This window comes from Oxalobacteraceae bacterium OTU3CAMAD1 (assembly GCA_024123915.1).
Lineage (GTDB): Bacteria > Pseudomonadota > Gammaproteobacteria > Burkholderiales > Burkholderiaceae_D > Rugamonas.
The window spans coordinates 2,575,705-2,594,941 of the sequence record CP099650.1 but is presented as its reverse complement, the minus strand read 5'-3'; the positions used below and the strand labels follow the sequence as shown (position 1 = coordinate 2,594,941).

At 61.9% G+C, this 19,237-nt stretch carries 24 protein-coding genes and 1 pseudogene; 10 read left to right on the top strand and 15 right to left on the bottom strand.

Annotation, left to right across the window (positions count from 1 at the left end; genetic code table 11):
• The 3 genes from NHH88_11165 to NHH88_11155 all read left to right on the top strand — a co-directional run bounded on the left by NHH88_11165 (position 1) and on the right by NHH88_11155 (position 899).
• Positions 1-261 carry a hypothetical protein gene (locus NHH88_11165; GenBank protein ID USX16306.1) on the top strand — a complete coding sequence of 87 codons (261 nt, stop codon included), beginning with the start codon at positions 1-3 and terminating at the stop codon, positions 259-261.
• 187 nt (positions 262-448) lie between these two features.
• A complete protein-coding gene (locus tag NHH88_11160) occupies positions 449-724 on the top strand; it encodes a BrnT family toxin (protein ID USX16305.1) in 276 nt (91 codons plus the stop codon).
• A complete protein-coding gene (locus NHH88_11155; protein ID USX16304.1) occupies positions 681-899 on the top strand; it encodes a hypothetical protein in 219 nt (72 codons plus the stop codon). The genes NHH88_11160 and NHH88_11155 overlap by 44 nt, the downstream gene beginning before the upstream one ends.
• Here the strand turns inward: NHH88_11155 and NHH88_11150 are convergent.
• From NHH88_11150 to NHH88_11130, 5 genes are all read right to left on the bottom strand, one after another.
• A complete protein-coding gene (locus tag NHH88_11150) occupies positions 896-1,333 on the bottom strand; it encodes a hypothetical protein (protein ID USX16303.1) in 438 nt (145 codons plus the stop codon). The two genes, NHH88_11155 and NHH88_11150, sit on opposite strands and share 4 nt — an antisense overlap.
• Positions 1,326-1,721 (bottom strand): hypothetical protein, encoded by a 396-nt coding sequence (locus NHH88_11145; GenBank protein ID USX16302.1) that lies wholly within the window; start codon positions 1,719-1,721, stop codon positions 1,326-1,328. Before NHH88_11145 ends, NHH88_11150 begins: the two co-directional genes overlap by 8 nt.
• A gap of 130 nt (positions 1,722-1,851) precedes the next feature.
• On the bottom strand, positions 1,852-2,868 hold the full coding sequence (ilvC, locus tag NHH88_11140) for a ketol-acid reductoisomerase (protein ID USX16301.1): 1,017 nt from the start codon (positions 2,866-2,868) through the stop codon (positions 1,852-1,854).
• Between the two features lie 61 nt (positions 2,869-2,929).
• Positions 2,930-3,421 (bottom strand): acetolactate synthase small subunit, encoded by a 492-nt coding sequence (ilvN, locus tag NHH88_11135; GenBank protein ID USX16300.1) that lies wholly within the window; start codon positions 3,419-3,421, stop codon positions 2,930-2,932.
• A 1-nt stretch (position 3,422) separates the two neighbouring features.
• Complete coding sequence (locus tag NHH88_11130; protein USX16299.1) at positions 3,423-5,174, bottom strand: acetolactate synthase 3 catalytic subunit; 1,752 nt, start codon at positions 5,172-5,174, stop codon at positions 3,423-3,425.
• Positions 5,175-5,723: 549 nt separating this feature from the next.
• Here NHH88_11130 and NHH88_11125 point away from each other — a divergent pair.
• The 7 genes and pseudogenes from NHH88_11125 (at position 5,724) to NHH88_11095 (ending at position 11,398) form a co-directional block, all read left to right on the top strand.
• The gene (locus tag NHH88_11125; protein USX16298.1) at positions 5,724-6,293 is read left to right on the top strand and encodes an RNA polymerase sigma factor; all 570 of its coding nucleotides are present in this window, start codon (positions 5,724-5,726) and stop codon (positions 6,291-6,293) included.
• Positions 6,290-6,709 (top strand): DUF3619 family protein, encoded by a 420-nt coding sequence (locus NHH88_11120; protein USX16297.1) that lies wholly within the window; start codon positions 6,290-6,292, stop codon positions 6,707-6,709. The genes NHH88_11125 and NHH88_11120 overlap by 4 nt, the downstream gene beginning before the upstream one ends.
• Before the next feature lie 2 nt (positions 6,710-6,711).
• A complete protein-coding gene (locus tag NHH88_11115) occupies positions 6,712-7,479 on the top strand; it encodes a DUF3106 domain-containing protein (GenBank protein ID USX16296.1) in 768 nt (255 codons plus the stop codon).
• Positions 7,469-8,011: an RDD family protein gene (locus NHH88_11110; protein USX16295.1), complete on the top strand. Its 543-nt coding sequence runs from the start codon at positions 7,469-7,471 to the stop codon at positions 8,009-8,011. Before NHH88_11115 ends, NHH88_11110 begins: the two co-directional genes overlap by 11 nt.
• Before the next feature lie 81 nt (positions 8,012-8,092).
• Positions 8,093-8,188, top strand: a pseudogene (locus NHH88_11105) (energy transducer TonB).
• Positions 8,164-10,212 (top strand): prolyl oligopeptidase family serine peptidase, encoded by a 2,049-nt coding sequence (locus NHH88_11100; GenBank protein ID USX17319.1) that lies wholly within the window; start codon positions 8,164-8,166, stop codon positions 10,210-10,212. The pseudogene NHH88_11105 and the gene NHH88_11100 overlap by 25 nt, the downstream one beginning before the upstream one ends.
• A 154-nt stretch (positions 10,213-10,366) precedes the next feature.
• The gene (locus NHH88_11095) at positions 10,367-11,398 is read left to right on the top strand and encodes a PEP-CTERM sorting domain-containing protein (protein USX16294.1); all 1,032 of its coding nucleotides are present in this window, start codon (positions 10,367-10,369) and stop codon (positions 11,396-11,398) included.
• A 7-nt stretch (positions 11,399-11,405) separates the two neighbouring features.
• Here NHH88_11095 and NHH88_11090 read toward each other — a convergent pair whose 3' ends face one another.
• The 10 genes from NHH88_11090 to NHH88_11045 all read right to left on the bottom strand — a co-directional run bounded on the left by NHH88_11090 (position 11,406) and on the right by NHH88_11045 (position 19,233).
• Entirely contained in the window at positions 11,406-12,149 is a 744-nt protein-coding gene (locus NHH88_11090) for an rRNA pseudouridine synthase (protein USX16293.1), read from the bottom strand.
• Positions 12,146-13,168 (bottom strand): low-specificity L-threonine aldolase, encoded by a 1,023-nt coding sequence (ltaE, locus tag NHH88_11085; protein USX16292.1) that lies wholly within the window; start codon positions 13,166-13,168, stop codon positions 12,146-12,148. The genes NHH88_11090 and ltaE overlap by 4 nt, the downstream gene beginning before the upstream one ends.
• Positions 13,169-13,191: 23 nt before the next feature.
• The gene (locus tag NHH88_11080) at positions 13,192-14,103 is read right to left on the bottom strand and encodes an SAM-dependent methyltransferase (protein ID USX16291.1); all 912 of its coding nucleotides are present in this window, start codon (positions 14,101-14,103) and stop codon (positions 13,192-13,194) included.
• Complete coding sequence (iscX, locus tag NHH88_11075; protein ID USX16290.1) at positions 14,090-14,284, bottom strand: Fe-S cluster assembly protein IscX; 195 nt, start codon at positions 14,282-14,284, stop codon at positions 14,090-14,092. The genes NHH88_11080 and iscX overlap by 14 nt, the downstream gene beginning before the upstream one ends.
• Position 14,285: 1 nt before the next feature.
• Positions 14,286-14,627 carry an ISC system 2Fe-2S type ferredoxin gene (gene fdx, locus NHH88_11070; GenBank protein ID USX16289.1) on the bottom strand — a complete coding sequence of 114 codons (342 nt, stop codon included), beginning with the start codon at positions 14,625-14,627 and terminating at the stop codon, positions 14,286-14,288.
• Between the two features lie 25 nt (positions 14,628-14,652).
• On the bottom strand, positions 14,653-16,533 hold the full coding sequence (hscA, locus tag NHH88_11065; GenBank protein USX16288.1) for a Fe-S protein assembly chaperone HscA: 1,881 nt from the start codon (positions 16,531-16,533) through the stop codon (positions 14,653-14,655).
• A gap of 113 nt (positions 16,534-16,646) precedes the next feature.
• Positions 16,647-17,165: a Fe-S protein assembly co-chaperone HscB gene (hscB, locus tag NHH88_11060; GenBank protein USX16287.1), complete on the bottom strand. Its 519-nt coding sequence runs from the start codon at positions 17,163-17,165 to the stop codon at positions 16,647-16,649.
• Positions 17,166-17,171: 6 nt separating this feature from the next.
• Positions 17,172-17,495: an iron-sulfur cluster assembly protein IscA gene (gene iscA, locus NHH88_11055; protein ID USX16286.1), complete on the bottom strand. Its 324-nt coding sequence runs from the start codon at positions 17,493-17,495 to the stop codon at positions 17,172-17,174.
• Between the two features lie 67 nt (positions 17,496-17,562).
• Positions 17,563-17,952 (bottom strand): Fe-S cluster assembly scaffold IscU, encoded by a 390-nt coding sequence (gene iscU / locus NHH88_11050; GenBank protein USX16285.1) that lies wholly within the window; start codon positions 17,950-17,952, stop codon positions 17,563-17,565.
• A 24-nt stretch (positions 17,953-17,976) separates the two neighbouring features.
• The gene (locus NHH88_11045; protein USX16284.1) at positions 17,977-19,233 is read right to left on the bottom strand and encodes an IscS subfamily cysteine desulfurase; all 1,257 of its coding nucleotides are present in this window, start codon (positions 19,231-19,233) and stop codon (positions 17,977-17,979) included.
• Between the last annotated feature and the right edge of the window lie 4 nt (positions 19,234-19,237).

Sequence of the window (19,237 nt, the reverse complement as noted above, 5' to 3'; positions counted from 1 at the left end):
ATGGCGCTTGATTTCATCGGCGACTTGCTGGTGCGGATAGGGCTCGAAGTGTTCGCCTACGGCACCGGCCGGGTCGTCATTCCGGTGTTGTCCCTGGGCAGGGCGCGGGTCGATAAATGGAACGCGCGGCGATACCTCACAACGTTCGAATGGTGGTGGCGCGAAGACGGGCAAGTGGTGTTCAGCGGCGAGACCGCCGCATTCGTCGGTATCCTGTTTTGGATCGCGATCGTGGTTGCGTTATCGATTGGACTAAATTAGGGCTGGCATGTCCTACGCGTGGTTCAGATCTAACTGAATCGGCTGCAGTGCAGCCGATTCGAACCACCTCCAAGATGCAGATCAAAACCTGCTGCAGGTGGATGGCTGAAAATCACATCTCCCGCTGCTCCGGCTTCCCCCGCTAACCTCGCTTGAAGTTGGCGCCCCACTTCCCTACAATACCCTTATGTTCATCACGTTCGATCCGGTCAAACGTGACAAAACACTAGATGAGCGCGGACTCGACTTTGCGGATGCGTGGCAAGTATTCGCGGGTCCCATCTTGGAGATTCCGGACAAGCGAAAAAACTATGGCGAGCGGCGAACGATTTGCTACGGCCTTCTGAACAATAGAATGGTCGTCGTGATCTACACGCAACGAGGTTCCCAGCGCCGTATCATCAGTATGAGGAAAGCCAATGAACGTGAAAAATCCCGTATCGCATCGTCCCTTGGGCTCTGATCTGGCCCGCGTCGATGCCCATGAAATTCAACCCCATGAGTATGAGGAAATTCCGGAGTTGACCGAGGAAATGCTTGCTATAGCCGTCATCAAGAAACCCGCCGGCCGCGCGCGCTCCCGCAAGGGCAATTCGCACACGCCTACCGACGAAGTGAAAAGTGACGAACCACTTTAAGATAACTCTCTCGCACTCTGACCGATTTCATTCTGTTGGCGCTCGGCGTCCCCACGCTGGAAAAGCAGCCACCCCGCGATCGCCAGCACCGCCATGACCAGGATGCCGGTCACGTAATCGCGGAACGGCATGGAGGCGCTCTCCGGAAACATCAGCATCATCTCCTCGCTCATCAGCATGCACGCGATCGACACGACCATCACGACATTGCAAACCGTCGCGGAGAGCAGGACGACGCCGGTGTCCCGCTTCCATAGCCGAAAGCGGGTGCACGCCAGCCCGATGACCAGGGCGATAACGCCGGGCAGCGCGGTGCCGCCCACCATCAACAGTTTGGCCATCGCCGGGAGGCCGCTGATAAAGGCCAGCACACAGGCGATGGTCAAGACAAAGCCGGCGACGACGTGGCAGACGACGCTGATCACCTTAAGCATCGTTGGCCGCTTGCGGTGCGGAGAAGAAGGCGTTGGCTTTCGGACGATACAGGAAGAAGACAATGATGCCGAGGACGAGAACGCCGGGCACCAGCATCAGCTTCATCGGCGACGTCGCCAGGCCGATCACAATGCCGAGCACGCTCCAGACGACATACAAGGTGCGCCCCCAGTTCAGACCCTTCAACATGGCGAACCCCGACGCCAGGGAGATCGCCAGGCCGACGTACAACATCGCGTATTGCACTGACATCGGCAACAGGTTTTTCGCCATCAACTCCTGCGCGACCGGATTGTCCAGGCTCGTGTAGCTGGTGATGACGGAGATGAGCGAGGTCGCGATGAGGAACCAGGCAATAATCGAGACGGAGGTGGGACGTTTCATCATGGGCAAACAAAGTTTATGGATCAGCAATCATACTCGGATGAAACACCTCAAAATGCGTACATTCTCACCATTGCTGCCGTAGACGCAAAAAAGCCGGCTCGCGCCGGCTTTTTCGTGACGAAGATAAAACTTAGTTCTTCGACTGGTCGACCATCTTGTTCTTGGCGATCCAAGGCATCATGGCGCGCAGTTTTGCGCCGACTTCTTCGATCGGGTGCTCGGCGGTCAGACGGCGACGCGAGATCAGGGTCGGTGCGCCGGCCTTGTTTTCCAGGATGAAGGACTTGGCGTATTCGCCGGTCTGGATGTCCTTCAGGCACTGACGCATCGCGTCCTTGGTGGCCGACGTCACAACCTTAGGACCGGTCACGTATTCGCCGTATTCGGCGTTGTTCGAGATCGAGTAGTTCATGTTGGCGATGCCGCCTTCATAGATCAGGTCGACGATCAGCTTCAGTTCGTGCAGGCACTCGAAGTACGCCATTTCCGGAGCATAACCAGCTTCGGTCAGGGTTTCGAAACCGGCTTTGATCAGCTCGACGGCGCCGCCGCACAGAACCGCTTGTTCGCCGAACAGGTCGGTCTCGGTTTCTTCGCGGAAGTTGGTTTCGATGATGCCGGCGCGGCCGCCGCCATTGGCCGAAGCGTACGACAGGGCGATGTCACGGGCGATGCCGGACTTGTCCTGGTACACGGCGACCAGGTGCGGCACGCCGCCACCCTGGGTGTAGGTGGCGCGCACGGTGTGGCCAGGGGCCTTCGGTGCGACCATGATCACGTCCAGGTCGGCGCGTGGCACGACTTGGCCGTAGTGCACGTTGAAGCCGTGGGCGAAGGCCAGCACGGCGCCTTGCTTGGCGTTAGGTGCGACGTTTTCGTTGTAGACCTGGGCGATGTTCTCGTCCGGCAGCAAGATCATGATGACGTCGGCGGCCTTGATGGCGTCGTTCACTTCCGCGACTTTCAGGCCGGCTTTTTCAACTTTGTTCCACGAGGCGCCGCCCTTGCGCAGGCCGACGGTGACGTTCACGCCCGAATCGCTCAGGTTCTGTGCGTGCGCGTGACCCTGCGAGCCGTAGCCGATGATGGCAACGTTTTTGCCCTTGATCAGGGAGATGTCGGCGTCTTTGTCGTAGAAAACTTTCATGATAATTCCTTAGTAATAATTTTTAATGTTGGGGTGTCGGCGGGCCTTGCGGCCATGCCAATCAAACTTTGAGGATGCGTTCGCCGCGTCCGATGCCGGAACCGCCGGTACGTACCGTCTCCAGGATGGAGGCGCGGTCGATCGAATCGATGAACGCGTCGAGCTTGCTCTTGGCGCCGGTCAGTTCGATCGTGTAGGTTTTCTCGGTGACGTCGATGATGCGGCCGCGGAAGATGTCCGCCGTCCGTTTCATCTCTTCCCGTTCCTTGCCGACAGCGCGCACCTTGATGAGCATGAGCTCGCGTTCGATGTGCTGACCCTCGGTCAGGTCCACCACTTTCACCACCTCGATCAGGCGGTTCAGGTGCTTGGTGATCTGCTCGATGATGTCGTCCGAGCCGCTGGTGACTATGGTCATGCGCGACAGGGTCGGATCTTCGGTCGGGGCCACGGTCAACGTTTCGATGTTGTAGCCGCGCGCCGAGAACAGCCCGACGACGCGGGACAGCGCGCCGGCTTCGTTTTCCAGCAATACAGAGATAATGTGTCGCATCTTATAAGTCCTCCGAACCCAACAGCATTTCAGAGAGCCCCTTGCCCGCTTTCACCATCGGCCAGACGTTTTCCGATTGATCGGTAATGAAGTTCATGAACACCAGCTTGTCCTTCATGCCGAAGGCGTCGCGCAGCGCGCCGTCGACGTCGCCCGGTTTTTCGATGCGCATGCCGACGTGGCCGTAGGCCTCGGCCAGCTTCTCGAAGTTCGGCAGCGAATCCATATAGGACTCGGAGTAGCGCGAACCGTAGTCGATCTGCTGCCACTGGCGCACCATGCCCAGGAAGCGGTTGTTCAACATGATGATCTTCGGCGTCAGATGGTATTGCTTGCAGGTGGCGAGCTCCTGGATGCACATCTGGATCGAGCCTTCGCCGGTGATGCAGGCGACGGTGGCGTCCGGGTTGGCCATCTGCACGCCCATGGCGTACGGCAGGCCCACGCCCATCGTCCCCAGGCCGCCCGAGTTGACCCAGCGCTTAGGCTTGTCGAACGGGTAGTACTGCGCGGCCCACATCTGGTGCTGGCCGACGTCGGAGGTGATGAAGGCGTCGCCTTTGGTCACTTCCCACAGCTTTTGCACCACCGCTTGCGGCTTGATGACCAGGTCCGACGAGGCAAACTTGAGGCAATCCTTGCCGCGCCATTCGTTGATCTGCTTCCACCAGTCCTTGACGGCGGGCGCGTTCGGCTTGGCGTCGGTCGCGTCCAGCTGCGCCAGGAACTCGATCAGCACGTCCTTGACGTTGCCGACGATCGGGATATCAACTTTCACGCGCTTGGAAATCGACGATGGATCGATGTCCACGTGGATGATCTTGCGCGGGTGCGAAGCGAAGTGTTTCGGGTTGCCGATCACGCGGTCGTCGAAGCGGGCGCCGATGGCGATCAGGACGTCGCAGTGCTGCATCGCCATGTTCGCTTCGTAGGTGCCGTGCATGCCGGGCATGCCGACGAAGTGCTCGCTCGACGCTTTATACGCGCCCAGGCCCATCAGGGTGTTGGTGACCGGGAAGCCGAGCTTGTCGACCAGCTTGTTCAGCTCGGGCGAGGCGTTGGCCAGGATCACGCCGCCGCCGGTGTAGATCATCGGACGTGCGGCTTGCAACAGCAGTTGGACGGCCTTGCGGATCTGGCCCGAGTGGCCCTTGTCGACCGGTTTGTACGAACGCATCTCGACCTCTTTCGGGTACGAGTACGTCGTCTTGTGCATCGAGATATCCTTCGGGATGTCGACCAGCACGGGGCCTGGACGGCCGGTGCGGGCGATGAAGAAGGCTTTCTTGACGGTTTCCGCCAAATCCTTGACGTCTTTGACGAGGAAATTGTGCTTGACCACGGGGCGGGTGATGCCGACCGTGTCGCATTCCTGGAAGGCATCCTGGCCGATGGCGTGGCTAGGCACCTGGCCCGAGATCACGACCATGGGGATGGAGTCCATGTAAGCGGTGGAAAGGCCGGTGACGGCATTGGTGACACCCGGACCGGACGTGACCAGCGCAACGCCTACCTTGTTCGAACTGCGCGAGTACGCATCGGCGGCGTGGACCGCGGCCTGCTCGTGACGCACCAGCACGTGTTGGAATTTGTCTTGCTTGAAGATGGCGTCGTAGATATACAGGACGGCTCCGCCGGGATAGCCGAAGACGTGTTCCACGCCCTCTTCCGCCAGGCAGCGCACGAGTATTTCCGCGCCGGTGAGTTGGCCGTTTTGGCCACCAGATTGTTGTGACGATGCTTCGGTGTTCATGAAACATTCCTTTCAAGGTCCATTGGAGATTGATCGGATGCTCTTTCCTCGCGAAGTATGCCTGCCCCTACAGCTTTGTCCAGCTTCCCTTTGTCATGCGGTCACACCAGCCTCTTCCGCCAACCGTAGTGGCGTGCAAAGCGGCGCTCAACGCAAATATCGTTCTGCCGGATCCTTCTGTAGCGGTTGTGCGTACCTCTCGCGCTTGTGGCACGGGTTAGAGCAAACTGCCTACATATGAAAGCGCGTCGTGTCGATGGCGGCGTTGTGTGCCTGCTGCGACAAGACCATAAAGCTTCGGGGTGTTCAAAGCGTCCCATACGGTACACCTTGGGTACCGGTTTGAGCAAGGACAAATTGGATAAACGGCGGTAAAAAGCTTGTTACCGGTGCAAAAATCCGGGGTTTTGACGTAAAACGGTGCAAGGAATGCCGATTTTTGCTAGCATGCGCTCAGTTCGCAAATCGCCGCCAGCTAGCAATATCAACAACAATCAGCAGCAATTATGCGCCTATCGCCGGTGATCCCGGCAGTACCTCACCCAACGCATGGCCACAGACAAAGAATTATCCGACTTTCTCGAAAACGTCGAGCGGCGCGCCTTCAAACAAGCCGTCTACGCGGTACGCAAGGACGAATCGGCCCTGGACATCGTGCAGGACGCGATGATCAAGCTCGCCGAGAAATACGGCGACAAGCCGGCCGCCGAGCTGCCGATGCTGTTCCAGCGCATCCTGCAAACCACCATCCTCGATTACTTCCGCCGCGAAAAGGTCCGCAACACGTGGGTCAGCCTGTTTTCGGGCATGGCGCCCTCCGGGGAAGGCGGCGACGACTTTGATATACTGGAATCATATGCCGCCGAGGAAGGCACCGAGGCCTCCGAATCGAGCGCCGACAAGGTCGAACGCCAGCAAATGCTCGCCCTGATCGATGCGGAGGTACAAAAGCTTCCGGCACGTCAACGGGAAGCCTTCCTTATGCGTTATTGGCAGGATATGGACGTGGCTGAAACAGCCGAAGCAATGGGATGTTCCGAAGGGAGCGTGAAGACGCATTGCTCACGCGCAACACACACTCTCGCCGAGTCGCTCAAAGCCAAGGGAATTAAACTATGAATACCGATGAACTGAACTTCGCCTACAAGGTGCGTCACGCGCTCAACGAGCGGCTGGACGATTTGCCCGCCTCGACCACGGACCGCCTGGCGCAAGCGCGCAAGATGGCGCTGGCCCGCAAGAAGGCCCATGTCGAGGCGCCGATGAGCGTGCGCGTCAGTAAGACCGAGATGGCCACCGCCGGCGGCTTCATGGGCGGCTTGCTGCCCAAAGGCTTCGGCTGGCTCGGCCGCATGGGCGTGGCTGTGCCAATGCTGGTGCTGGTCGCCGGCCTGGCCGGGATCTACCAATACGAGCAGCAACAGCGCATCGCCGATCTGGCCGAGCTCGATGCGGCCGTCCTGTCCGATGAACTGCCGCTGTCCGCCTACCTGGACCACGGCTTTAACGCGTATCTGTCCCAAAGCGAGCAATAAGTATGGCATTGAGCGGTCGGGCAAAATGGGGCGCTGCTGCGGCGGCGGTGGTAGCGGTAGCAGCGGCCGGCGCGGTATTGGTGGGCAACCAGTCCGGTACGCCCGTGCTCGCTTCCGCCCCGACGACTGTCAACACCGGCGACATCCCGCCTGAAAAAATCCTGTGGAAAGACCTGACGCCGGCGCAAAAGCAGGCGCTCGAGCCGCTGGCCGGCGAGTGGGACACGATGGAACCCATCCGCAAGCAAAAGTGGCTGGGCATCGGCAAGCGCTACGCGTCGATGAAGCCGGACGAGCAGGTCCGCGTGCAGGAACGCATGCGCGAGTGGGTCCGGATGACGCCGGAGGAACGCCGCCAGGTGCGGCAGAACTTCGCGCGCGCGCAAAAACTCGACCCGTCGCAGAAATCGACCCAGTGGGAATCCTACCAGCAGCTGTCCGACGAAGAGAAGAAGGCGCTGGCGGCCAAGTCGCCGACCAAGAAGCAGTTGGCCAACCTGCCGACGCCGACCCAGAGCAAGATGAAGATGCCGGCGCCGATCAAGCCTGGCGGGCCGACCACCGGCACGGCCGCTGGCGCCACCGCGCCCCCCGCGACGGCGCATCCGCCGTGGATCGATCCGGCCACCGGTGGGCCGTTGCCGAACGCCTCGAATATCGCGCCGGTGATTTCTTCGCCCGCCCCGGCACCGGCACCGGCACCGGCGCCGGCGCCCGCCGCCGCGCCAACCCCACCCACCGCGCCAGCGGCCGGCGACAATGCAAAATAGCGTTTCGCCGACCCTGCAGGCTACCACCCGGCCCACCATCAAGCGCCGCCTGGTGTCCATGGTCTACGAGTGCCTGCTGGGGTTCGCGGTGCTGTTCCTCCCCTTCCTGATTTTTGAGATGATCACCGGCGCCAGTCACGCGCCGCTGGTCGAGCACATGCGCCAGGCGCTGGCCTTCCTGGTGCTGGGCGTGTACTTCGTCCACCAGTGGAGCCGCGACGGCCAGACCTTGGCAATGAAGACCTGGCGCCTCAAACTGGTCCGCCCCGGCCACGCGCACGTGTCGCCGAAGGCCGCCGCCATGCGCTACCTGCTGAGCTGGATGTGGGTGCTGCCGGCGCTGGTCGTCAGCCTGGCGCTGGACCTGCACCGCTGGCAGGCGCTGGGCGCGGTCGGCGTCGGCATTCTGCTGTGGTCGCTTACCGCCTTTTTCGACAAGGACCGTCAGTTCCTGCACGACAAACTGAGCGGTACCCGGCTGGTGCAACTGCCGGCGCCGGAAAAGAAAAAGAAGACCGCGCCGGCGGTGTAATTTTCACAATCTTCTGTGGCAGAATAGGTGTTCCGCCACTAGGAGATAAGATGACCAAGTTAGTCCGCCTGATGTACGGGGCCGCCCTTGCCCTGACCGCTACCGCCGCCCTGGCGCAAAAGCCCGTTCCACCCGCCCCCGTCGCCAAAATCGTGCCCGTCACCGACACCTACTTCGGCGAAGCCATCGTCGACCGCTACCGCTGGATGGAGAACGACAAGGACCCCGACTGGCTGCCCTTCCTCAAACAACAGAATGCCCACGCGCGCGGCGTGCTCGACGCGCTGCCCAAGCGCGATGTGCTGCTCAAACGCATCGAGCAGCTGTCGGGCGACGTGGCCGCGCCGGCGCGCGTGCAAAAGGCCGGCAGCCGCATCTTCTACCAACAGCGTCCGGCTGGCGCCAACAACTTCAAGCTGTTCGTGCGGGACGGCATGAGCGGTAAGGAGCGCGTGCTGGTCGACCCGACCAAGCTCGACACGAAAACCAGCCACTACTCGCTGGACTGGTGGCAACCGTCGCCCGACGGCAGCAAGCTGGTGTACGGCCTGTCGAAGGACGGCAGCGAGGATTCGGTGCTGCAGATCATGGACGTGCGCACCGGCGCCGTCCTCAAGGAACGTATCGCCAACACCCAGGGCGCCAATCCCAACTGGCTCGAGGACAGCTCGGGCTTCTTCTACAATCAGTTGACCGGCAAGATCAACACGCCGGAACGCTATCTCGATTCGCAGGTGCGTTTCCACAAGCTGGGCGGCAAGCCGGAACGCGATCCGATCATCATGAAGCGCGACCTCGATCCGTCGGTGAAGTATGAAAAGATCCAGTCGCCGTACGTCGGCACGTCGCCGCACTCGTCCACCGCGCTGCTGATCCTGGCCGATGTGCGGCCGGAGCAGCGCGTGTTCAGCGCGCCGCTGGCCGATGTCATCAAAGGCAAGGCCAAGTGGCAGCCGGTGGCCGGTTTCGAGGATGAGATCACCGGCATCGATCTGCACGGCGACGACCTGTATCTGCTGTCGACCAAAGGCCATCCGCGCGGGCGTTTGCTGAAGACCTCGGCCAAGTCGCCGTCGCTGGAGAAGGCGGTCGAGGTGGTGCCGGAATCGGCGCTGGTGTTGCAGGGCACGGCGCGCGCCAAGGACGGCCTCTACATCCGTTCGATGGACGGCGGCATCAGCAAGCTGCAACGCCTCGGCGACGACGGCAAGCTGGTCGACATCGCCCTGCCCTTCGACGGCACGCTGCGCTCGATCGAAGCCGACGCGGACTCGCCGGGCGCGCTGTCCATCCTGTCGGGCTGGCTCGAACCGGCCGGCATCTGGAGCGTCGGCGCCGACGGCAAGGTGGCCGACACCGGCATCACGCCGAAGCCGGCGATCGACACCAGCGGCTACACGACCGAGCGCCGCTTCGCCAAGGCCAAGGACGGCACGCAAATTCCGTACAGCCTGATCTACAAAAAGGGCCTGAAGATGGATGGCAAGAATCCGGCCTTCATCTCCGCCTACGGCAGCTACGGCGCGGCCGCCTATACGCCGTCGTTCGCCAGCCGCGCGCTGGCGCTGGCCGACCAGGGCGCCGTCATCGGCTACGCCAACGTGCGTGGCGGCGGCGAATTCGGCCGCGAGTGGCATCGCGCCGGCAAGCTGGAAAACAAGCCGAACACCTGGCGCGACCTGATCGCCGTCAGCGAGGACCTGGTGGCCAACAAATACACGGCGCCGGCGCACCTGGCCATCGGCGGCCGCTCGGCCGGCGGCATCCCGATGGGACGCGCGATGGAAGAGCGTCCGGACCTGTTCGCGGCGGTGGTGTCGGGCGTGGGCTGGCACAATCCGCTGCGCTACGTGGCCGAGCAGAACGGCTATGCGGAAGAACCTGAATGGGGCGCGATCTCGGACCCGGCCGGCTTCAAGGCGATCAAGAGCATCGACAGCTATCAGCAGGTGGTCGACGGCACCAAGTATCCGGCGGTGCTGCTGACGACCGGCGTGACCGATCCGCGCGTGGCGCCGTTCCATCCGGCCAAGATGGCGGCGCGGCTGCAAACGGCCACCGCCAGCGGCAAGCCTGTGCTGCTGCGCGTGGACTTCGACGCCGGCCACGGCATGGGCTCGACCCGCGCCCAGCAGGATGCCGAGTCGGCCGATACCTACGCCTTCATCCTGTCGCAAACCGGCGGCGGAGACGGCAAATAAAATAAAGCGACTTTCAATCGAACGGGGCTGTGGTAGTTGCAATATTTGAATTAAGATATTGTTAAGGTAGCTAAAAATTCATCCGTTTTTAACTCCCCCTGCGCGCCGTACCACGGCGTGCAGCTCCCCCACCCTCCTTTCGAAGGAAATTGTCTTGATCTCGACCAAAATGAAATGCATCGCTGCGCTGATCCTCAGCGTCGCGACCCTGCCCGCCCTGGCCGCCACGGCGCCGCAGTTCAGCATGACGTATCTCGGCGCCTTCAGCCCGAAGGCGATGAACAATCTCGGCCAGGTAGTCGGCAATGACGCGACCCAAGCGGTGCTGTACAACGGCAGCGGCTTGAGCTACCTGGGTTCTCCATCGGGCAGAAGTTTCGCCTATGGCATCAACGACTCCGGCCAGATCGTCGGCGAGTACGGCAGCACGCAGGCGTTCAGCTATTCCAACGGCGTCTACACCACCATCGGCCCGGCGAACAGCTCGGCTACCGGCATCAACAACGCCGGCCAAATCACCGGCAATGTGTCAACGGACGACGGCTCCTATGGGTTTGTATATTCGAATGGAAGCGTCACTAAGCTGACGCCGGCCAACGCCACCAATAGCGGGGCAAACGGGATCAACAACAATGGTCAGATCGCCGGCAGCGCAGGCCAATTGCTCAACGAGGCCGTGATCTTCTCGAACGGCGGCACGACCAACCTGTCGGCCACAATCCCGAACGACGGCAGCACCATCTCTTATGCGGCCGCCATCAGCGACAACGGCAATACCGTGATCAACTCGCGCGACTATTCGACGCAGAGCGACCATGCTTACCTCTACGCCGACGGCGTGGCGACGGCTATCGACGGATTCTCACTTTCCGCCAAGGACGTCAACAACGCCGGTACCGTGGTTGGCCGCGATGGCTTCGGCACGGGCTTCCTGTGGCAAGGCGGCGTAATGTACGACATCAACTCGCTGGTTACCGGGTTGGACGGTTGGTTTATCAAGGATGCGATCGCCATCAACGAATTCAACCAGATCGCCGTCTCGGCCTGCCGTGGCACCGACTGCGGCACGCTGCTGCTGTCGAGCGTCTCGGCGGTGCCGGAACCATCTACCTACGCGATGATGGCCGGCGGCCTTGGCCTGCTGGGCTTCATGGCGCGCCGTCGCCGCGCCGCACCGAAGGCGTAACGCCCGTCTAGAAGCGCTCGTGGTCCTGCAGGTAGCGCCACTCGCCTAGCGGCAGGCTGCTCATCGCGATGCGGCCGACGCGGATGCGCTTCATCGACACCACACCCAGGCCGACCAGTTTGCACACGTGTTCAATCTGGCCCGGCTTGGGATTCTTCACCGCGAAGCGCAGACGGTTCTCGTTTTGCCAGCTCACCTTGTTAGGCGCCAGCGGCTTGCCATTGAACGGCAGCCCGTGATTGAGCAGCGCCAATCCGTTTTCCATGATCTTGCCGGTGACTTCGACGATGATCTCCTGCTCCATCTTCGCCTGCTCGTCCACCAGCTTGCGGCTGACGCGGAAGTCCTGCGTGAACACCAGCAGGCCGCTGGCCTTGGTCTCCAAAGGCGTGGTCAAGGTCAGGTTGACCAGGTGGCGCTTGAGGAAGCGCTGGCCGGGCGCGGAGCGCGTGAGCGATTCGGCATTCAGCAGATGCATGGCCGGCGAACCGTCCTTGCCCACGCCGCCGTTGGCGCCGGCGGGCTTGTGCAACAGGATCGTGACCGGGACGATTTCCAGCAAGGTGGCGTCGGGTGCCAGTTCGATCTTCTGCTCTTCGGTGACGCGCGCGCCGGCCTCCTCCACCAATACGCCATCGACGCTAACATAGCCGCCCTCGATATAGAGTTCGGCCTCGCGGCGCGAGCATGGAAGTATCTCGGCCAGGCGCTTGGCCAGGCGAAGGCTGTTATCTGTGGTGCGGTCGGTCATCCGAAAAAATCCCCAAAAACGGTAATGGCGCGATCGATATCGTCGCGCGACGCATCCATGTGCGTGACGATGCGCAGGCGCGGCGCCATCGACACGCGGATGCGGGTCAGTTGTAAAACGTCGTTCAAACCCCGGCACGCATCGGCCGGGATATCGACGTAAAAAATGTTGGTCTGCGGCGCGCTGACCTGGATGCCTTTGAGCTTAGCCAGCTCGCCGGCAAAATATGCGGCGTTGTCGTGGTCCTCCGCCAGGCGGGCGATGTTGTGCTCCAGCGCGTAAAAGCCGCCGGCGGCAATCATGCCGGCTTGGCGCATGCCGCCGCCGAGCATCTTGCGCCAGCGCGTGGCTTCCTTGATCAGCGGCTTGCTGCCGCACAGGATGGAGCCGACCGGCGCGCCAAGTCCCTTGGACAGGCACACCGAGACCGAATCGAAGCCCGCCACCGCCGCGCGCGGGCTCACGCCCAGCTTGACCGCCGCGTTGCAGATGCGCGCGCCGTCCATGTGCGTGGCCAGGCCGCGTTCATGCGCCAGCACGGTCGCCTGCTTCAGGTAATCGAGCGGCAGCACGCGGCCGCCAATGGTGTTTTCCACCGCCAGCAGCTTGGTGCGGGCGAAGTGGATGTCGTCGGGTTTGATGTAGGCCGCGATGTCGGCCAGGGCCAGACTGCCGTCGGCCTGGTTGATGATCGGCTGCGGCTGGATGCTGCCCAACACCGCCGCGCCGCCGCCTTCGTACTTGTAGGTATGCGCTTCCTGCCCGACCAGGTATTCGTCGCCGCGACCGCAGTGGGCCAGCAGCGCCAGCAGATTGCTCTGCGTGCCGGACGGCGCGAACAGCGCCGCCTCGTAGCCGAACAAATCGGCCGCATATTCCTGCAGGCGGTTGACGGTAGGATCGTCGCCGTAGACGTCGTCGCCGACGTCGGCCGCGTTCATCGCCGCACGCATCGCCGCGCTGGGGCGGGTGACGGTGTCGCTGCGAAGATCCAACCAATTTTCTTTCAGATCACTCATCGTTCCGTCACCCTTTCGTTTGTTTATTGTGTTTCTAGCTGCTCGGTGAAGAAGCGGTTGCCCATTTCCTGCAGTCCGACCGTTTCAAGCACCTCGCGCAAACGCTCGGAGGGACGCTGGCGCGGCAGGTTTTTGTAGGTTGCGATGATCAGCTCATTCTTCATCGAGTGCTCCCAGCCCACCAATTCGGTCACGTTGACCTGGTAGCCGTGCGCCTCCAATTGAAGGCAGCGCAGCACGTTGGTGATCTGGCTGCCGAATTCGCGCGTGTGGATCGGGTGGCGCCAGATTTCTGTCAGCGCCGACTTGCCCAGCGACTGGCCCTTGTTCTTCTTCAGCACCGAGGCGACTTCCGCCTGGCAGCAAGGCACCAGCACCATGTACTTGGCCTTCTTCTTCAACGCGAACTGGATGGCGTCGTCGGTGGCCGTGTTGCAGGCGTGGAGCGCGGTGACGATGTCGATCTGGTCCGGCAGTAGCTTGGACTCGGTCGATTCGGCCACCGACAGCGGCAGGAACGACATACCGGGGAAGTTGAACTGCTTGGCCAGCTCCTGCGAGCGTGAGACCAGTTCCTCGCGGGTTTCGATGCCGTAGATGTGCGAATTATCGTTCAGCGCCTTGAAGAACAGGTCGTAAATGATGAAGCCGAGGTAGGACTTGCCAGCGCCGTGGTCGACCAGCGACACTTCGCCCTTCTCGGCCAGCACTTCCTTCAGCAGCGGTTCGATGAACTGGTACAGATGGTAGACCTGTTTGAGCTTGCGGCGGCTGTCCTGGTTCATCTTGCCGTCACGGGTCAGGATGTGCAGTTCCTGCAGCAGCGCGACGGTCTGGCCTTCGCGGATTTCCGGCATGTTGTCGGCGCCGGTGACGGTGGCGCCGATTTTGGCCGGCGCGGCCTTGGCTGGCTTGCTTGGCTTATTTTGCTTCATCGATCCACGCCTGCTGTACCGCTTCGAGAACTTTTTCACCGCCGCGCGTGTGGTCGTCGTCGAACTCTTCGAGTTCCACGATCCAGTTGTGCAAATCGGTGAAGCGGATAGTCAGCGGATCGATGTCCGGGTGCTTATCGTAAAGCGCTTCGGCGATCGCGGTGATGTCCGTCCACTTCATATCAGTGTCCGCCTTCGCTGGCGTGGTTGATGGTGTATTTCGGGATTTCGACGACCAGGTCTTCCTCTGCCACCACGGCCTGGCACGACAGGCGCGACACCGCTTCCAGGCCCCAGGCCTTGTCCAGCAGGTCTTCCTCGGTTTCGCTGGCTTCGCTCAGCGAATTGAAGCCTTCGCGCACCAGCACGTGGCAGGTGGTGCAGGCGCAGGACTTCTCGCACGCGTGCTCGATGTGGATATCATTTTCCAGCATGATGTCGCACAGGGTTTTACCGACTTCGGCTTCGACGACGGCGCCGTCCGGGCACAGTTTTGCGTGGGGCAGGAATACGATTTGTGGCACTTGATACCTCTGTTCTTATGGGTTCTTAAACTACCTGGTCGAGCGTCTTGCCGGCCAGTGCGCTGCGCACGCTGCGATCCATGCGGCGCGACGCGAATTCTTCGGTGCCGTGGGCCAGCGCCTCGACGGCGGCTTTGACGGCCACGTGGTCGGCGGCGCCAGTCTGCGATTGGGCGATCACGTCGCGCACCTTGTTCATCAGGACATCGACCGATGCGCGTTCCTCGTCCGACAGCAGGCCGGCGTCTTCGTCCAGCGCCGATTGCGTGGCCAGGATGATGCGCTCGGCCTCGACCTGCTCTTCGCGCAGCGCGCGGGCGACCATGTCGACATCGGCCGACTTGTACGAATCCTGCAGCATGCGCGCGACGTCGTCGTCGCCCAGGCCGTAAGCCGGCTTGACGGTGATCGACGCCTCGACGCCGGAGCGCAGCTCGCGCGCCGACACGGACAGCAAACCGTCGGCGTCGACCTGGTAAGTGATGCGGATGCGCGCGGCGCCCGCAACCATCGGCGGGATGCCGCGCAGCTCGAAGCGCGCCAGCGAACGGCAGTCAGAGACCAGCTCGCGCTCGCCCTGCAGCACGTGTACCGCGAGCGCCGTCTGGCCGTCTTTAAACGTGGTGAACTCCTGCGCGCGGGCGCAAGGAATCGTCGAATTGCGCGGGATGATCTTCTCGACCAGGCCGCCCATCGTCTCGATACCGAGCGACAGCGGAATCACGTCCAGCAGCAGCCAGTCGTCACCCGGCGCGCGGTTGCCGGCCAACAGATTGGCCTGCACCGCCGCGCCCAGCGCGACGACCTTGTCCGGATCGATGTTCGCGTGCGGGATGGTGTGGAAGTACTCGCTGACGGCGCGCTGCACGTGGGGCATGCGCGTCGCGCCGCCGACCATCACCACGCCGTCGACATCGTCGGCATCGACGCTGGCGTCGCGCAACGCCTTCTTGATGGCGCTCATGGTCTTGGCGATCAGGTGCTTGGTGATCTCCTGGAAGGTCTCGGCGGTGATCTTCAGATGCACCTCCTCGCCCGAGTTCAGGATCGCGTCGACGGTCACTTCGTTCTTGGTCGACAGCAGTTCCTTGGCTTCGCGCGACTTCACCATCAGGATGGCGGTGTCCTCGTCGGACAGCGGCGCCAGTTTCTCCTGCTGGTGGATATAGCAGAACAGGCGGTGATCGAAATCGTCGCCACCCAGCGCGGAATCGCCGCCGGTGGACAGCACTTCGAACACGCCTTTGCTCAATTTAAGGATCGAGATATCGAAGGTCCCGCCACCCAGATCGTAGACCGCGAAGATGCCTTCGGAGCCGTTATCGAGGCCGTAGGCGATCGCTGCGGCAGTCGGCTCGCTCAGCAGGCGCAGCACGTTGATGCCGGCCAGCTGCGCCGCATCCTTGGTGGCCTGGCGCTGGGCATCGTCGAAGTACGCGGGCACGGTGATGACCGCGCCGACCAGATCATCGCCGAGCGAATCTTCCGCGCGCTGGCGCAAGGTGGCCAGGATTTGCGCGGAGATCTCGACGGGGCTCTTGATGCCGGCGATCGTCTTCAGTTGCACCATGCCGGGCGTGTCCTGGAAATCGTAGGGCATGTTCTCAGCGTAGGCGATATCGGCCAGGCCGCGTCCCATGAACCGCTTGACGGAGACGATGGTGTTTTTCGGATCGGTGGTCTGCGCGGCCTGCGCCTTGTAGCCGATGTTGGCGTGGCCGTTCGGCAAATAGCGCACCACGGACGGCAGCAGCGGCCGGCCATCCTCATCGTTCAGCACTTCTGGAATGCTGTTGCGCACGGTGGCGACCAGCGAATTGGTGGTGCCTAGATCGATGCCCACCGCCAGTCGATGCTGGTGCGGCGCGGTCGACATACCCGGTTCGGAAATTTGCAGAAGTGCCATGTGATTCAAGCCTTTAATCCGGGGTCAGGTCCTCCATTGCTACACGGCCTCGGCACTAACGGCCCTTACGGCAGCGTTCGTGTAGCAATGGAGGACCTGACCCCGGAGTTTTGTTAGTTGTCTTCGATCGCTGAGAAGCTGTGTTCTATTTCGTCTTTGAATTTTTCGAGGAACATCAGCGCGCGCACGCCTTGCGCGGCTTGCTCGTAGTCGTCGGCGTCGATCTGCTGCTCGATCTCGGCCAGGCGCTCTTTGCGCGCGGCGCGCAGTTGCTTGTCGAGCGCTTCGAGCGCGTCGGCGTCCTTGCCGGCGCGGGCGTCGCCCAGCTCTTCGCGCCATTCCATCTGCTGCATCAGGAAGGCCATCGGCATCGCCGTGTTGGACTCGGTCTGTAAATCGACGCCGTGCAGCTCGCACATGTACTGCGCGCGCTTCTGCGGATTTTTCAGGGTCTGGTAGGCTTCGTTGGCGCGCGTGGCCCATTGCATCGCGACGCGCTTTTCGGCGTCGGTCGCGTTGACGAACTTGTCGGGGTGGACCCGGCTTTGCACGTCGCGGTAGGCGCTGTCGAGCGCCCCGGTGTCGACGGCGAACTTCTGCGGCAGATTGAACAGCTCAAAGTGGTTTTGCATGTGTTATCAGATGCGGAAGCTCTCGCCGCAACCGCATGCGTCTTTTTCGTTCGGGTTGTGGAACTTGAAGCCTTCGTTCAGCCCCTCGCGCGCGAAATCGAGTTCCGTGCCGTCGATGTACGGCAGGCTTTTCGGATCGACGAACACTTTGACGCCGTGCGATTCGAAGACGCTGTCCTCGTCCGCCACTTCGTCGACATACTCAAGCTTGTACGCCAGGCCCGAACAGCCGGTGGTGCGCACGCCAAAACGCAAGCCGACGCCCTTGCCGCGACGCTCGATGTAGCGGTTGATGTGCTTAGCTGCTTTTTCGGTCAGGGTGATTGCCATGTGGTTCTCCGTAACGGCGGCGGACTTTCATCCGCGCGCCGCTGTAAAACAGTGCTATGAAGCCGATTTAAGCTGCGACCGGGTGCTTGGTCTGGTAATCCAGAACAGCTGCCTTGATCGCGTCTTCCGCCAGGATCGAGCAGTGGATCTTCACCGGCGGCAGCGCCAGTTCTTCGGCGATCTGGGTGTTCTTGATGGCCAGCGCCTGATCCAGCGTTTTGCCCTTGACCCATTCGGTCACCAGCGAGCTCGATGCGATGGCCGAACCGCAGCCGTAGGTCTTGAATTTCGCGTCTTCGATCAGGCCATCGGCGCCGACCTTGATCTGCAGTTTCATGACGTCGCCGCAGGCCGGCGCGCCGACCATGCCGGTACCGACGCTGTCATCGCCCTTTTCGAAGGCGCCGACGTTGCGTGGGTTTTCGTAGTGGTCCAACACTTTTTCCGAGTAAGCCATTTTGATGCTCCTGTAATCTTAAAATTAGTGGGCTGCCCATTGGATCGAGCTGATGTCGATGCCTTCTTTGAACATGTCCCACAGCGGCGACAGTTCACGCAGTTTGTGTACCTTGGACTTCATCAGGTCTATGGCGAAGTCGATATCCTCTTCCGTCGTGAAACGGCCGATGGTGAAACGGATGGAGCTGTGCGCCAGCTCGTCGCTGCGGCCCAGCGCGCGCAGCACGTACGACGGCTCCAGCGAGGCCGACGTGCAAGCGGAACCCGACGACACGGCCAGGTCCTTGACGGCCATGATCAGCGATTCGCCCTCGACGTAGTTGAAGCTGACGTTGAGGTTGTGCGGCACGCGGTGCTCCATGTCGCCGTTGATGTAGGTCTCTTCGATCTCTTGCAGGCCGTTGGCCAGGCGGTCGCGCAGCGACTTGATGCGCGCGATTTCGCTGTCCATCTCGACCTTGGCCAGGCGGAACGCTTCGCCCATGCCGACGATCTGGTGGGTCGGCAAGGTGCCCGAACGCAGGCCGCGCTCGTGACCGCCGCCATGCATTTGCGCTTCGATGCGCACGCGCGGCTTGCGGCAGACGTACAGCGCGCCGATGCCTTTCGGACCGTAGGTCTTGTGGGCGGTGAAGGTCATCAGGTCGACCTTGGTTTTTTGCAGGTCGATGACGATCTTGCCGGTCGCTTGCGCGGCGTCGCAATGGAAGATGATGCCCTTCGAGCGGCACAGGGTGCCGATCTCGTCGATCGGCTGGATGACGCCGATTTCGTTGTTGACCAGCATGACCGACACCAGGATCGTGTCCGGACGGATCGCGGCGGTCAGCTGCTCGATGGTGATCAGGCCGTTGTCCTGCGGTTCCAGGTAGGTCGCCTCGAAGCCGACGCGCTCCAGTTCGCGCACCGTGTCCAGCACCGCCTTGTGCTCGGTCTTGACGGTGATGATGTGCTTGCCCTTGGTCTTGTAGAACTGCGCCGCGCCCTTGATGGCGAGGTTGTTCGACTCGGTGGCGCCGGAGGTCCAGATGATTTCGCGCGGGTCGGCGTTGACCAGGGCGGCGACGTGGCCGCGCGCCTCTTCGACCGCCTTCTCAGCCGTCCAGCCGTACATGTGGCTGCGCGAAGCTGGATTGCCGAACTGCTCGCGCAGGTAAGGAATCATGGCGTCGGCGACGCGCGGATCGATCGGCGTGGTGGCCGAGTAGTCCATGTAGATCGGGAAATGCGGGGCGGTCTGGAACTTCACTGCGGCGAGGTTTTTTTCTGGGGCGTTCATCTGG